A 15,680-nucleotide genomic window follows, 5' to 3' on the forward strand; every position below is an offset into this window, starting at 1 on the left:
TATAAACAATGTTATAATTAAAATGAATAAATTAAATTGGAGGCCTATATTATGGAAGAAACAGAACTAAAGATGTTAAAAGAATTAACAGATGCAAAAGGAATTTCAGGAAACGAAGGACAAGTAAGAGAGGTATTTGTAAAGTATGCAAAGCCTAATGCAGATAGTGTTAGTTTTGATGGATTGGGTAGTGTTATTGCCAAAAGTGTTGGAGATAAATCAGGCCCAAAAGTATTGTTCGCTGGACACCTAGATGAAGTTGGTTTTATGGTAACAAACATCACTGAAGAAGGTTTTATTAAATTTCAAACGATTGGTGGTTGGTGGGCACAAGTGATGTTGGCTCAACAAGTTCAAATTACGACAGGAAAAAATGACGTTATCCATGGAGTAATTGGATGTAAACCACCACATGTTTTAACCGCCGAAGTACGCAATAAAGCATATGATGTTCAAGAGATGTTTATTGATATTGGAGCTTCATCAAAAGAAGAAGCCGCACAATGGGGAATCAAGCCCGGTGATATGGTAACGCCATATACTGAGTTTAGACGCTTAAATGGATCTAAATTTATATTGGCTAAAGCTTGGGATAATCGTATTGGAACAGCTGTTACTTTAAAAGTATTAGAAAATTTAAAAGCCGAAGGACATCCTAATAAAGCATTTGCTGTTGGAAATGTACAAGAAGAAGTGGGGTTAAGAGGTGCAAAAACAGCAACTCATTTAGTAGATCCAGATATTGCTTTTGCATTAGACACTGGTACAGCTGGAGACACTCCAGGAATGACTGATAAAGAAGCAGATTCTAAACTAGGAAAAGGCCCACAAATTATCATTTATGATGCTTCCATGATAGCTCACAAAGGCTTGCGTGACTTTGTTGTTTCAGTTGCAGAAGAATTAAATATTCCTTTTCAATATACTGTGATTGCAGGTGGAGGAACAGATGCAGGAAGTCAGCATGTAAGTAAAAATGGTATACCAGCATTAGCGATTACGGTTGCGACGCGTTACTTACACTCTCATACTTCAGTTATTCATGAAGACGATTACTTGAATACTGTAAAACTAGTTACAGAAGTCATTAAGCGTTTAGATAGCGATACAGTTGAAAAAATTAAATACCACAGTTGAAATTTTAAGATGAGATTTAAAAACAAGAGAGTGGAATAAAAAGTGTTTAGGCCCGAATCTTCTAACGCACACCATATCTCTAATGCGAATAAATTCGCAAGAGCTATGGCAACTGAAGCGAATAAGCGCAGTATGGTCATCGACCATTAAATAGAAGCACTGTAGGCTAAAGCCTAAGTGTATGATGTCTGTACGTAGCTAAAGCAACTACAGGCATGACAAAGTGGACGTCGGGTCAGCTTTTGAAGCACGTTTTAGAATAAACATTCGCATATAGATAATAGGCTGGGATTTTTGTCCCAGCCTATTATTTTTCGTCTAAATTCACTTTTCTTTATGACAGATTCATGAACTTTTGACTAATCTTTTATGGATAAACTAGAATAAAGTTTCTTTTTATTAGGATAACAAGTAAAATGAGAGTATTGGATTAAATACGAAAGGGGGGAAATAAATGAAGAGAGCCAAAAAGAGAATTGCAGTAATAGGCGGCGGAATAACAGGGCTAGTTACTGCTTATCGAATAAAACAGCAAATTGTAAATGAACAGCTGCCTTTTGAACTTATTTTATTAGAGTCTGCTCTAAAAGTAGGTGGTAAAATTTACACCATGAAGGTTGGGGACAACTACTTTGATCTAGGTGCTGAATCAATCGATGTTCGCTATCCCGAGGCAATGGATCTTATTAAAGAACTAGGTCTAATGGATCAGTTAGTTTATAGTGAAGGAAATAAACCAGATATCTTTTTTTACAATAAGTTGCATAATCTTAATTACCCAACTTACAAAGGTATTCCAGTAAGGAAAATGGATATTTGGAAAAGTGATTTACTAACATTCCATGGGAAAATGGCTAGTTTTAAAGACAATCTATTTCCCTTAAAACCCTTAGATAAAGATATTCAAATGAGTCGGTATCTCAAAAATCGATTCGGAGAAGAATTAGTAGAACATATTGTAGAGCCTTTCTTTTCAAAAGTTTATGCTAGTGATTTGGATGAAATGGGAATAAAATCTTCCAAAGAGGTTATTTATTCATTAGAACAAAAGTATGGAAGTTTATCGAATGGTATTAAGCACCATCCAGAATTATTGGATGGTTCGGGTAATTATGTTACTTTCCAAAAGGGATTAACTGTTTTAACGGATAAACTAACTGAAATTCTAAAACCACATATTCAAACAGGTAAAAAAGTTTTTGAAATTAAAGAAGATACTGAAGGCACTTATATTATTGATATTAATCGAAAAGAGCAGATGCGGGTCGGTGCAATTTGTATTGCAACACCAGTAACCGAATATTCAAAACTAATAAAAAATGAAACTTTTGGACAAACTTTTGACCAAGTTGAAACAGCGTCTATTGGATATATTTTATTTAAATTTAAAAAATCAGCTATTAAAAATGAACCAACTGGTTTTGGTGTAGTGACTCCTAGAAGAAATGATTCTTACGTAACATCAATTGTTTTTTTAAATAAGAAGTGGCCATTTCTTAAAGATGAAGAAGATGTCTTTATCGGAGTAAGTTTTGGTAGAAAAGGTGAAGACCTACTTGTTACATTGGGTAATAAAGAAATAGAAAAATCGATACTAAAAGACTTGGAAATCATACTTGGTATTACCGATAAGCCAATAAATCGAATTGTAAAACGTTGGCCTGATGCGATACCTCAGTACACAGTAGATCAAGAAGAAAAAACAAAAGAAATGATAGAAATGTTAAACCATGAATATCCGGGCATTTATATTTCTGGGATTGGGCTAGAAGGTTTTGGAATCAATCAGTGTATTGGCCAAGCAAATAAAACAAGTAAGAACATAGTTGAACTTGTAAAAAAACAAAATTGTGTTTAAAATAAAATCAGATTGCTTATAATAAAATAAAAGACTCCTTTTTTTTATAAAAAGGGTTTTTTTATTTTAAACTGTGCTGTCTTGGTGTAAGGTATTAGAGAAAAGATAAAAAAAACAGAAGCGAGGGATAAAAAATGAAATTAACCATTTTAGGCTTTTGGGGCGGATATCCAACGAATAATTCAGGAACAAGTTCTTATCTATTGGAAGCTGAAAATTATCACCTATTAATTGATGCAGGAAGTGCTTCTTTAATTGCTTTAGAAAATCACTTAGATCCATTACAGTTAGATGCAGTAATTTTATCACATTACCACTATGATCATATTGCAGATTTAGGGGTGTTGCAATTTACACGTCAATTGAAGCGGATGAAGAATGATCTTGAGCGGGCTCCAATGCTGCCAATTTATGGACATGCAGGAGATAAGGAAAATTTTAAACGATTAACGATGGACCTTGTAAGCGAAGGGATAGAATACGAAGAGAATGAAAAAATATATATTGGCCCTTTTGAAATCCACTTTATGAAAACTTTACATCCAGTAGAATGCTACGCGATGAGAATCATGGAAATAAAAACAGGAAAGACTCTTATTTATACCGCAGATTCTGGTTACTTATCTGACTTTATTTCTTTTAGTAAAGATGCTGACGTCTTATTAGCAGATACGAATTTTTTTAACGGAATGGAAAATCATCGTGTTCACATGACAGCTTCTGAAGTAGGAAAGATTGCAAAGGAAGCTCATGTGAAAAAAGTTATTTTGACGCATCTACCTCAAGAAGGAGACTTACAGCTTTTAAAAGCTCAAGCTATTAATGAAACGCCGGCGACAGAAATCATGTTGGCTAAAAAAGATCTTACAATTGAAATTTAATAAAAGAAACAATAGAAAATAAAGATTAAAGTCAGGAATGAGGAAAATTAAATGTATTATGTTAAAAATGTCCGCAACGGAAAAGAAATAACAGATCCTGCTATTAACTTAGCGATTGAATACCACTTATTAAATAATGTCGTATTAGATGAACCAATCTTACTATTTTATATTAATGAACCTTCTATTATAATTGGAAGAAATCAAAATACGATCGAAGAAATTAATACAGATTACGTTGAAAAAAAGAATATCCACGTAGTCCGTCGTTTTTCAGGTGGTGGAGCCGTTTACCATGATTTCGGAGTATTTTGTTTTTGTTTTATTACAAAAGATGATGGGGATTCGTTTCGCGATTTCGGAAAATTCACAGAGCCTATAATTGATTCTTTACACAAAATGGGAGTAGAAGGTGCTAAGCTTGAAGGCAGAAATGACTTGTTGATTAATGGACAAAAATTCTCTGGAAATGCTATGTATTCAAAAAATGGTCGAATGACAGCACATGGTACAATTATGTTTGATAGCGATATCGAAGAAGTCGTGAACGCTCTTAAAGTGAGAAAAGATAAAATTGAGTCAAAAGGAATTAAATCAATAAGAAGCCGTGTAACAAATATAAAACCCTATTTATCTGATGATTATCAATTCTTAAATACAAAAGAATTCCGCGACCGTTTATTGCTGAACATTTTTGATGTCAATACTCCTGCAGAAGTTAAGGAGTACAAATTGACGGATGAGGACTGGAAACAGATTGAAGAACTTTCTGGAAAATATTTTAATAATTGGGATTGGAACTATGGGAAATCACCAAAATTTGAGTTAGTTCGTCGTCATCGTTTTTCTATCGGTTCAGTAGAATTCAAAATGAACGTAGATAAAGGTTTTATCCAAGATATCCGTATTTTTGGAGATTTCTTTGGTTTAGGAGATATATCCGATGTTGAAGAAAAATTGAACGGCACTAAATATGATGTAACATCAATAGGTGAGGCTCTTGACGAAATAAATATTAAAAATTACTTTGGAAATATCACTAAAGAAGAATTAGTTCACTTAATATACTAAAAAAAAGTCGTTAGAATACTCATTCTAACGACTTTTTTTAGGTTACTATTTTCGTTTTCTACCTAAACCAATAGCATTTCTCATTTTCAAAAGTGTTTTATTAGCTACAGTGCCTGCTTTAATTGCACCACCATCTAAAATAGAGTCTAACTCATCTGAATGGATCAATTCATCATGTCTATTTTGAATAGGTTCCAATACTGAAACAATGGCTTCTCCTAAGTCTTCCTTAAATTGACCATACCCACTATTTTGATAACGATCTACTAATTCAGCAACACTGAACTTAGTAAACGAAGCATAGATGGTTAACAAATTAGAAATACCAGGTTTATTTTTAGGATCATACTCAATCACACCACTTGAATCTGTTACAGCACTCTTGATTTTTTTGCGAATGATTGCGGGTTCATCTAACATTGAAATAAAACTTTTTTTATTCTCATCAGACTTACTCATTTTTTTCAAGGGATCTTGTAAACTCATAATCCGTCCACCAGATTCTGGTATGTTTACTTCTGGAATGGTAAGCAATTGATTGCCATTACCGTATTTATTGTTAAATCGAATAACAAAATCTCTGGTTAATTCTAAATGTTGTTTTTGGTCATCCCCAACAGGAACTAAATCAGATTGGTAAAGAATAATATCGGCTACCATTAGAGGAGGATAAGTCAATAAACCAGCAGATACGCCAGCACGATTATTTTTTGCGGATTTATCTTTAAATTGAGTCATCCGTTCTAATTCACCTAAACTGGTATTGCATTGGACAATCCAAGCAGCTTCAGCGTGTGCAGAGACTTCAGATTGAATAAAAATAGTTGCTTTTTTTGGATCTAGTCCGATAGCTAAGTATAATGCAGCAAGACTTTTCGTTTGTTGTCTAAGTTTCAACGGTTCTTGTTGTACAGTAATCGCATGTTCATCCACGATACAAAAGTAACTCGTATAACTTTCTTGTAAATCTATAAACTGTTTCATTGCTCCAATGTAGTTTCCAATAGTAGGAGTTCCACTAGGCTGGATACCTGAAAAAATTGTCTTCATTATTTATACACCCCTTAATTCTAAATACATTACTATTATTATACGCTATTTTAAGATGGATTAAAGAATTTGTTCATAACAACTACTAAATGATCATCTTTCAATAAGATAATAAGCTAACAAAGTAAGAATACAGACAATTAATAAGGCTGAGCCCACTTTTAAAAAAAAGTAATACCCTTTTCCGAATACTTTCGAAAGTGGTTCTACATTTAATTCTTCATCTGAGTTTCTACCTTTTCGAATATTGAAAGCAGCTTTTCTCATACTATAATTAAAAAAATCAAAAAATCCTGAAGAAAAAGATGCACCAAAAAGTCCAATAATAAGAAAGAAGGCAGCTCCGTAAAAAGTTAGATTTGTAGTATGATAGAATGAGAGTTCTCTATAAATAATAAGTTCTAATAGTATACATAAAACGAGTATAGCTAAAAAAATGCGGATAGGTGTAAATTTTTGTTTCACTTAATTTCCTCCTTGAAGTAGATAAATAATCGTTCTAAATCCATTATAAAGGAATACAATGAAAAATGTATGAATAAAATTAGGCACAGGTAATGCTTTATCTTTTGTAAAACAACACATTTTCTACTTGTTTTCTAATCATATTCTAATCTTTAGATGGAATATGATAGCTTAATTCAAAAAAGTTTTGCAATATTGCTTTTGACAAGCTATTCTATATAGTATATTCTTTTTTGTAGAAGAATTAAAATTAAAATTGTTGGAGGTGCTTTAATCGATGAAAAGTTATGCGAGATTTTTAGGAAAACGTGTATTATACATGTTATTGACATTATTTTTAATTGCATCGATTACTTTCTTCTTAATGAAGCTTTTACCAGGTACTCCATATAGTAACCAGGATAAACTTTCAGAAGAACAAATCTATATTATGAATGAACAATATGGATTAAATGAACCGGTTGCGGTTCAGTATTTAGTGTACATCGGAGGATTACTTAAAGGGGATCTAGGAACGTCATTCCAATTTAACAATACTCCCGTAACGAAACTGCTATCTACGCGTATAGGGCCATCCTTGCAGCTAGGTATTCAAGCAGTCGCACTTGGGACAATACTAGGTATTGTTTTAGGAGTAATCGCAGCAATGTATCAAAACACATGGATTGATACATTAGCAACATTTTCAGCAATTTTAGGTAGATCTATTCCTAACTTTGTTATTGCCGTACTATTGCAACTTATTTTTGGAGTATATCTACAATGGTTCCCAATCGCTTTGTGGGATGGCGGATTCAGTTCATCTGTTTTGCCAACATTAGCTCTAACGATATCTCCGTTAGCCGATTCTGCTCGTTTTATTAGAACAGAAATGGTAGATGTATTGAGTAGTGATTACGTTGAATTGGCAAGAGCCAAAGGGTTAAGCAGATGGACAGTAGCATTTAAACATGGTGTTCGTAATGCATTGATACCATTAGTTACGATCTTAGGACCTATGGCAGTTGGTTTAATGACGGGTTCAATGGTTGTAGAAAATATCTATGCTATTCCAGGAATTGGAGAACAATTCGTTAAATCAATTATGACAAATGATTACCCTACTATTATGGGTGTAACCATTCTTTATTCTGCTATGCTAGTATTTATTATTTTAGTTGTAGATATTTTATACGGAGTAATTGACCCACGTATTCGTGTTTCTACAGAAGGAGGGGACAAATAATGCATAATCAAGATAATACTCCTGTTGCAGATGAACTAAAGAATCTGTCTCCTGACATGTTTGCTCCAGCATCTGAGTCAAGTATTCAAGATAACGAAAAAATTGCAGCACCTTCATTAAGTTTTATTCAAGACTCATGGAGAAGATTGAAAAAAAATAAAGCGGCCGTAGTTAGTCTGATTATTCTGACAATTATGATTATTCTTACAATTGCAGCACCACTTGTTGCACCGCATGACCCAAATGTTCAAACAGTAGAGTTTGCAAGCTTACCTCCTAAAATTCCAGGAATTGGAATTGATGGGTTAAATGGAACTCAAGCAGTTGGCGAAACACGTGTCGATAAATATACTGAAAAAGGCGTTCCTGAAGGCCAGTACTATATTTTAGGTACAGACAGTTTAGGACGTGATTTACTTTCACGTATTCTTTATGGTACTCGAGTTTCCTTAATAATTGCGTTTGTTGCAGCATTTTTTGACTTAACGATAGGTGTAACTTATGGTTTAGTTTCAGGATGGTGTGGCGGGAAAATTGATAACTTCATGCAACGTGTCTTAGAAATATTATCAGGCGTTCCTAACTTAGTAGTAGTTATCTTGATGCTCTTGGTTTTAGATCCAGGTATTATGTCTATTATTATTGCGTTAGCTATTACCGGGTGGATTTCAATGGCCAGGGTAGTTCGTGCACAAACGTTGAAATTGAAGAATCAAGAATATATTTTAGCAGCCCGTACTTTAGGTGAATCTTCAATAAAAATAGCATTTAAACATTTAATTCCGAATTTATCAGGTGTTATCATTATTCAAACCATGTTCTCAATACCGTCTGCTATTTTCTTCGAGGCATTCTTGAGTTTCATCGGTATAGGTATTCCTGCACCAACAGCTTCATTAGGAACATTGATTAATGATGGATACAAAACATTCCGCTTCTTACCTCATTTAATGTGGTATCCAGCAGCAGTTATTTGTATTTTAATGATTTCATTTAACTTGTTAGCAGATGGTTTGCGTGATGCATTTGATCCAAAAATGAAAGATTAGCGAGGTGAAAATGAATGAGCAATGTATTAGAAGTTAAAGATTTAGAAATAACGTTCGACACCTATGCTGGTAAAGTAAAAGCTATCCGCGGTGTCAGTTTCGATTTAAAAAAAGGCGAAACATTAGCTATTGTAGGGGAATCCGGTTCAGGGAAATCAGTTACCACTCGTAGCATTATGCGATTGCTGTCACAAAATGCAAATGTTGAAAATGGAGAAATCCTTTTTAATGGTGAAGATCTTATAAAAAAATCTGAAAAAGAAATGCAAGCTATTCGTGGTAAAGAAATTGCGATGATTTTTCAAGATCCTATGACATCTCTTAATCCAACAATGACCATTGGAAAACAAATTTCTGAACCTATTCGTTTACATCAAAAATTAAACAAAGAAGATGCAAGTAAAAGAGCGTTAGAATTATTAAATTTAGTTGGTTTACCTGATGCAGAAAGACGTATGAAACAATACCCTCACCAATTTTCTGGTGGGCAAAGACAACGTATTGTAATTGCGATTGCTCTTGCATGTAATCCTGAAGTACTAATTGCTGATGAACCAACAACAGCTTTAGACGTAACGATTCAAGCGCAAATCTTAGATCTTATGAAAGAACTACAAAAGAAAATTGCGACTTCTATTATTTTTATTACACATGATTTAGGCGTAGTAGCTAACGTTGCAGATCGTGTTGCAGTTATGTATGCAGGTAAAATTATAGAAATTGGAACAGTGGATGAAATTTTTTACAATCCTCAACACCCGTATACATGGGGACTGATCAGTTCTATGCCTACCTTAGAAATTACTGAAACACTTTATGCTATCCCAGGGACTCCTCCAGATTTATTGGACCCACCAAAAGGGGATGCATTTGCTCCACGAAATGCATTTGCAATGAAAATTGATACAGAATTAGAACCGCCATACTTTAAAGTTTCTGAAACGCATCTAGCTGCAACGTGGTTATTACATCCCGATGCACCTACCGTTGAACCGCCACCAGAAATTAAAGCACGTCAAAAAATTTATGAAGAAAAATTTGCCCCACTCCATGCATCTTTAAAAAATGCTAAGACTGAAGTCAAAGGAGGGGTAAACGAAGATGGAAAATAGAGAAAAGATTTTAGAAGTTAGAGGTCTAAAACAATATTTCAACAAAGGAACAAAAAATGAAGTTCGTGCCGTAGATGATGTTACTTTTGACATCTATAAAGGTGAAACTTTTGGTTTAGTTGGTGAATCTGGTTCAGGTAAATCTACAACTGGTCGTTCAATCATTCGATTGTATGATCCAACAGCTGGAGAAATTGATTTTGAAGGTACCAAAGTTCATGATATTTCTGGTAAAAAAGATATGTTGAAGTTCAGAAGAGATATGCAAATGATCTTCCAAGATCCATATGCATCTTTGAATCCAAAAATGAAAGTTCGCGATATTATCGCAGAAGGTATCGATATTCATGGTTTAGCTACTTCTACGGAAGACAGAAACAACCAAGTAAATGAACTGTTAAAAACAGTTGGTTTAAATCCAGACCATGCTTCTCGTTACCCACATGAGTTTTCAGGTGGACAAAGACAACGTATTGGAATTGCTAGAGCTCTTGCAGTTAAGCCTAAATTTATCATTGCTGATGAACCGATTTCTGCATTAGATGTTTCAATTCAAGCGCAAGTTGTCAATTTATTAATGGAGTTACAAAAAACACAAGAATTAACTTTCTTGTTTATTGCCCATGATTTATCAATGGTTAAGTACATCAGTGATCGTATTGGTGTAATGAATACCGGCAAATTACTTGAGTTAGCACCTGCTGATGAAGTATACAATACTCCATTGCACCCTTATACGGAAAGTTTGTTGTCTGCTGTACCTTTACCAGATCCTGAATATGAGCGTAATCGTGTGCGTACTCCCTATATTCCTCGTGAATCAAATGGAGAACCTGAAGAGTTACGTGAAATTTCTCAAGGACATTATGTTTACTGTAGAGAATCTGATGTAGCTGCTTTGAAAGAAAAGAAAGCAAGCTACGCTAAATAATTAAGTAAAAGCTATAAATTAGACTGATAAAGTCTAATTTATAGCTTTTTTTGTTGTTTTTAAAATAGAATGAATACTTCATAAAAGCACTTTAGAAATAGAGAGTACTTGTAGAGATATACAAGTTAAATAAAACAATGTTTGTTTTAAAACATTATTTTATTTAGAATGAATTCTTATTTATATTCATTATTATTATCCTTATTTGGAAAAAAGCTTTATTAAATAAGGGTTTTCTTTGATCAAATGTGAACTAATAAAATTTACTATGTAAAATTAATGTTAAAGTTAAGAACAAGTGACGAAAAAATGGCAAAAGGGGTAGTAATTTTAAAATGGATGTTTTATAATAATCTTGTAAGGCATTTCATAGTTTCATTAACAATCCTCAATTTTTTTGAACGATCTATCTGATTAAAAAAGGAGAGAATAACATATGGTAACTTTATATACATCGCCTAGTTGCACATCATGTCGTAAAGCAAGAGCATGGTTAGAGGAAAACAATATTACTTATAAAGAAAGAAATATTTTTTCAGAACCACTGACGATTGGTGAAATTAAATCGATCTTAAGAATGACAGAAGATGGTACAGAAGAAATCATTTCGACCCGTTCTAAAGTATTCCAAGAACTAAATGTTGATCTTGATGATTTACCTTTAAATGAATTGTTTGATTTGATTCAAGATAACCCAGGACTTTTACGTCGACCAATCATGGTAGATGAAAAGAGATTACAGGTTGGATACAACGAAGATGAAATCCGTCGCTTCTTGCCTCGTGAAGTAAGAGCACTTGAATTAAAACAGGCACAACTGATAGTTGGATATTAGCAATTAGGTAAAACTACACATCCCAAGGGTGTTGTAGTTTTTTTTGGCACTTTTAACTTTACATTTTATTTATTTCCTTTAGAATGGTTATATAGATTATTCATTAGTTAAAATGTTTTAACGATGAAGAAGAGAAATGAGGTGTATGACTATGGAAATGGAACACATTAACGAAAACACCATCCGAGTATTAATTGAGAACGCTGATTTGGAAGAAAGAGGCGTAACATTTTTAGATCTTTTAGGAAACCACAAACAAATTGAAAATTTCTTTTATAGTATCTTAGAAGAAGTGGATGTTGACGAACAATTCCATGAATCTGATGCCATAACATTTCAAGTGTTGCCAAATGGAAATGGTCTAGAATTGTTTATTAGTAAAGGTGGTCCATTAAACGACCAATTAGACTTTTCTTCAGCATCTGAGAATCTTAACTCAGATGAATTCTCTCAATATATAAAAAAACAAATGGTACAAAATTTAGAAAAATCCGAAGCTGAGATTGATGAAACCGTAAATCACATTGAAGATGAAACAAAAGAAGTTGTTTTGAGATTTAATCAATTTGAAGATATGATTGAATTATCAAAAATGATGCATGTTGATAAGGCACGCTCTAATCTCTTTCTTTACAAAGAAAGCTACTATTTAAATCTAGTCTTTTTTATTAGTGAAATGACTGAAAGAAGTGCTGAGGAAGAAATTGCTCTTGCACTAGAGTTTGCTGAAAAAACACCGGTTACTCAAGGGATTTTAGAAGAACATGGGAAAATACTCATGGAAAAAAATGCCTTAGAGTTAACACGTCATTACTTTAAATAAACTAAATAGTACTAAATTGGGAATCAAAGAAAGTTCATCTTTCTTTGATTTTTTTTGTTTGTTATTAGAGTTCTCACCTTCTTTGCGGATAGTTTAAATAGAAGGCAAAGAGAGGAGATTAATTATAATGCTAGTTGCAGTAAATAAGGGAAATCAGTATGTTAATGCATTAGATGAGCAGAAAAATAAAAAACGAAAAAAGGACTATTACTGTCCGAGTTGTAAAAAGCCGGTTTTTCTTAAAAAAGGATTAATTAAACAAGCTCATTTTACTCACTTTCAAAAAAATGACTGCTCTATTTTTTCAGAAGGAGAAACAGAAGAACATATTTTAGGTAAAAAAATACTTTATCATTGGTTCATACAACAAGAAATACCTTGTCAACTTGAAGCCTATCTACCAAATTTAAAGCAGCGTCCAGATTTATTAATTTGGCTGGATGAACAGACACCAACAGCTATAGAGTTTCAATGCAGTGCTCTTTCTGCTGAAAGAATGCTGGAACGAACATTAGGCTATACTAAAAATGGGTATAGAGTTTATTGGATCTTAGGACAAAATTTCCATTTAAAAAATAAATTAACAAGTTTTCAACGACTATTCATACAGGAACATAAAAAAATAGGGTGCTACTTTTTAGAATTACATGTAGAAACAAACGATATTGTCATCCATTATGGTATCAGTCAAGAAGGAAATTCATCATGTATAATTTCTCAATGTTGTCATTTAAAGATGGATGAAAGCACTAGTTTAAATACAATAATCCCCCAGTTTATGGTTTACTCAAAATTTACTCAAATAGAACCTAAAAAAAAATTGATTCAAAGTCATTATTTTTTAAATAGGGGGAGGAACTATCAAGTACCGATAATAGTGGCGTTCCAAAAATACATTTATAAAAAAGGTGATTCATTGGTTTCATTGCCTCTAGAAGTTTATCTGCCCGTGAAAAATCAATTATTTATTAAAACACTTTCTTACTTTTGGAAATATCAGTTTCTAGAATGGATAATGGAAAGAAATAGTGGGGAAATTATATCCAAAAAAGAAATAGCCAAAAAAACCACAACAATGATAAAAAATAATGAGCTTAATTTTTATATTATGCCTCTTATCTCCGATGAAAGTAAAAGGAAGTGCATCACTCATTTTATCACATTATTGAACAAACGCGGCTTACTAATAGCTATTTCTCATTCAGAATGGATAGTGCAAAAGGAGGCACAGAGGTATAAAAATGAAAATGAAAAGATTACCGAATTTTTAAAGTTAGATATGGCTCTTATTGTGGATACATAAGAATTAGGACTAGAGGAATTTTCTTTATTTTAGGGCAGTTTATGGTAAGATTAAAGATAAGATAATTCCGAGGAGGTCTTTTAATGAGTAAATCAAAAAAACTGCCAATAAGAAATGAAGTACCTAATGAATTGACATGGAATCTAGAAGTTATTTTTCAATCCGATGATGACTTCAAAAAATCTTATAAAGAACTTGAAGATAAAATAGGATTTGTTACATCTTATAAAGGAACACTTGATAACGGATCAGACAGGTTTTTAAAAGTTATTCAATCTATTTTAGATTTATCAAATCAATTGGAAACATTGTATGTCTATGCTCAATTAAAAAATGATCAAGACACAACAAACTCAATCTATCAAGGAATGTATGAACAAGCCAGTAAATTAGCTACACAGGCTAACGAAGCCATTTCGTGGTTTGAACCTGAAGTTTTAGAATTGTCAGAAGAAAAAATAGCCCACTATTTTAGTGAGAATGAAGATTTAGCAATTTACAAACATTTTATCGAGCAATTAACAGCTGCTAGAAAACACGTTTTGAGTGCCAATGAAGAAGCATTGTTAGCAGGGGCAGGAGAAATTTTTAATGCTTCAAGCCGCACATTTAACATTTTAAATAATGCAGATATAACTTTCCCAACCATTAAGGACGAAGAAGGAAACGATATTCAGTTATCACACGGTGTATATGGACAATTAATGGAAAGTACAGATCGTTCTGTTCGCGAATCAGCTTTCAAACACCTGTATAAGGTGTATGAAGGTTTACAGAATACTTTTTCAAGTACCCTCTCTTCACATGTTAAATACCATAATTACAATGCTAAAGTTCATCACTATCAATCTGCACGTGAGAAAGCATTAAGCAACAATCATATACCAGAAGCTGTACATGATACATTATTAGATGTTGTTCATGAACATTTACCTTTGCTGCATCGTTATGTTGCTTTGAGAAAAGAGCTGCTAGAGGTAGAAGAACTTCATATGTATGATATGTATACTCCAATAAGTGGTGAAGCAGGAATTAAATATACGTATAAAGATGCTGAAGCAGAAACATTAAAAGCGTTGGAACCGCTTGGTGAAGAGTACTTATCTGTACTGAAAAAAGCATTTAATAATCGTTGGATCGATAGTGTTGAAAATGAAGGGAAAAGAAGCGGTGCCTATTCTTCTGGATCATACGATACGAATCCTTACATCTTATTAAACTGGCATGACTCTTTAAATCATTTGTATACGCTGGTCCATGAACTAGGTCATAGTGTTCACAGCTATTATACAAGAACGAATCAACCCTATGTCTATGGTGATTATTCTATCTTCTTAGCAGAAATAGCCTCCACTACAAATGAAAATATTTTAACAGATTATTTATTAGAAACACAAAAAGATCCAAAAGTTAGAGCTTATGTGCTGAATCACTATTTAGATGGATTTAAAGGAACTATATTTAGACAAACTCAGTTCGCGGAATTCGAACATTTTATTCATGAAGAAGATGCAAAGGGAACACCTTTAACAAGTGAGTTTTTATCAAATTATTACGGTGATCTAAATGCCCGTTATTACGGGCCAGATGTTGTAAGAGATCCTGAAATTGCTTTCGAATGGACTAGAATACCTCATTTTTATTACAATTACTATGTTTATCAATATTCAACAGGCTTTTCAGCTGCTACAGCTTTAGCCGATAAGATCGTTAAAGGTGAAGAAGGCGCTTTAGACAACTATTTAAATTATTTGAAATCTGGAAGCAGTGATTATCCTATTGAGGTAATGAAAAAAGCAGGGGTAGACATGACTAAGAAAACCTATCTAGAAGATGCTATGAAAGTTTTTGAATCTAGATTAAATGAATTAGAAGAGCTTATTGAAACCTTAAAGTAAAAAACGAAAAAAAACTGAGCCAACTGGCTCAGTTTTTTTTGA

At 33.1% G+C, this 15,680-nt stretch carries 14 protein-coding genes; 12 read left to right on the forward strand and 2 right to left on the reverse strand.

Annotated elements, in window-relative coordinates:
- Positions 1–51 precede the first annotated feature (51 nt).
- The 4 genes from CAR_RS03730 (at position 52) to CAR_RS03745 (ending at position 4,947) form a co-directional block, all read left to right on the forward strand.
- Positions 52–1,137: a M42 family metallopeptidase gene (locus CAR_RS03730; protein ID WP_013710377.1), complete on the forward strand. Its 1,086-nt coding sequence runs from the start codon at positions 52–54 to the stop codon at positions 1,135–1,137.
- A 454-nt stretch (positions 1,138–1,591) separates the two neighbouring features.
- The gene (hemG, locus tag CAR_RS03735; protein ID WP_013710378.1) at positions 1,592–2,995 is read left to right on the forward strand and encodes a protoporphyrinogen oxidase; all 1,404 of its coding nucleotides are present in this window, start codon (positions 1,592–1,594) and stop codon (positions 2,993–2,995) included.
- A gap of 134 nt (positions 2,996–3,129) precedes the next feature.
- On the forward strand, positions 3,130–3,876 hold the full coding sequence (locus tag CAR_RS03740) for an MBL fold metallo-hydrolase (RefSeq protein WP_013710379.1): 747 nt from the start codon (positions 3,130–3,132) through the stop codon (positions 3,874–3,876).
- 51 nt (positions 3,877–3,927) lie between these two features.
- Positions 3,928–4,947 (forward strand): lipoate--protein ligase, encoded by a 1,020-nt coding sequence (locus CAR_RS03745; RefSeq protein WP_013710380.1) that lies wholly within the window; start codon positions 3,928–3,930, stop codon positions 4,945–4,947.
- A 45-nt stretch (positions 4,948–4,992) separates the two neighbouring features.
- On the opposite strand, the gene trpS is transcribed toward CAR_RS03745, so the two are convergent.
- Positions 4,993–5,997, reverse strand: a complete 1,005-nt coding sequence (trpS, locus tag CAR_RS03750; protein WP_013710381.1) for a tryptophan--tRNA ligase — start codon at positions 5,995–5,997, stop codon at positions 4,993–4,995.
- Between the two features lie 93 nt (positions 5,998–6,090).
- Complete coding sequence (locus CAR_RS03755; protein WP_013710382.1) at positions 6,091–6,462, reverse strand: DUF3899 domain-containing protein; 372 nt, start codon at positions 6,460–6,462, stop codon at positions 6,091–6,093.
- A 277-nt stretch (positions 6,463–6,739) separates the two neighbouring features.
- On the opposite strand from CAR_RS03755, the gene opp3b reads away from it, so the two are divergent.
- From opp3b to pepF, 8 genes are all read left to right on the forward strand, one after another.
- Entirely contained in the window at positions 6,740–7,687 is a 948-nt protein-coding gene (gene opp3b, locus CAR_RS03760; protein WP_013710383.1) for an oligopeptide ABC transporter permease, read from the forward strand.
- Positions 7,687–8,736, forward strand: a complete 1,050-nt coding sequence (opp3C, locus tag CAR_RS03765; RefSeq protein ID WP_013710384.1) for an oligopeptide ABC transporter permease — start codon at positions 7,687–7,689, stop codon at positions 8,734–8,736. Before opp3b ends, opp3C begins: the two co-directional genes overlap by 1 nt.
- Positions 8,737–8,750: 14 nt before the next feature.
- Complete coding sequence (locus CAR_RS03770) at positions 8,751–9,848, forward strand: ABC transporter ATP-binding protein (protein ID WP_013710385.1); 1,098 nt, start codon at positions 8,751–8,753, stop codon at positions 9,846–9,848.
- Positions 9,838–10,779 carry an ABC transporter ATP-binding protein gene (locus CAR_RS03775; protein WP_013710386.1) on the forward strand — a complete coding sequence of 314 codons (942 nt, stop codon included), beginning with the start codon at positions 9,838–9,840 and terminating at the stop codon, positions 10,777–10,779. The genes CAR_RS03770 and CAR_RS03775 overlap by 11 nt, the downstream gene beginning before the upstream one ends.
- Before the next feature lie 436 nt (positions 10,780–11,215).
- The gene (gene spxA / locus CAR_RS03780) at positions 11,216–11,614 is read left to right on the forward strand and encodes a transcriptional regulator SpxA (RefSeq protein WP_013710387.1); all 399 of its coding nucleotides are present in this window, start codon (positions 11,216–11,218) and stop codon (positions 11,612–11,614) included.
- 151 nt (positions 11,615–11,765) lie between these two features.
- A complete protein-coding gene (locus CAR_RS03785) occupies positions 11,766–12,437 on the forward strand; it encodes an adaptor protein MecA (RefSeq protein ID WP_013710388.1) in 672 nt (223 codons plus the stop codon).
- A 127-nt stretch (positions 12,438–12,564) separates the two neighbouring features.
- Positions 12,565–13,740 (forward strand): competence protein CoiA, encoded by a 1,176-nt coding sequence (locus CAR_RS03790; RefSeq protein ID WP_013710389.1) that lies wholly within the window; start codon positions 12,565–12,567, stop codon positions 13,738–13,740.
- A gap of 83 nt (positions 13,741–13,823) precedes the next feature.
- Positions 13,824–15,638, forward strand: a complete 1,815-nt coding sequence (pepF, locus tag CAR_RS03795) for an oligoendopeptidase F (RefSeq protein WP_013710390.1) — start codon at positions 13,824–13,826, stop codon at positions 15,636–15,638.
- Positions 15,639–15,680 lie beyond the last annotated feature (42 nt).

It is taken from the genome of Carnobacterium sp. 17-4 (assembly GCF_000195575.1).
Lineage (GTDB): Bacteria > Bacillota > Bacilli > Lactobacillales > Carnobacteriaceae > Carnobacterium_B.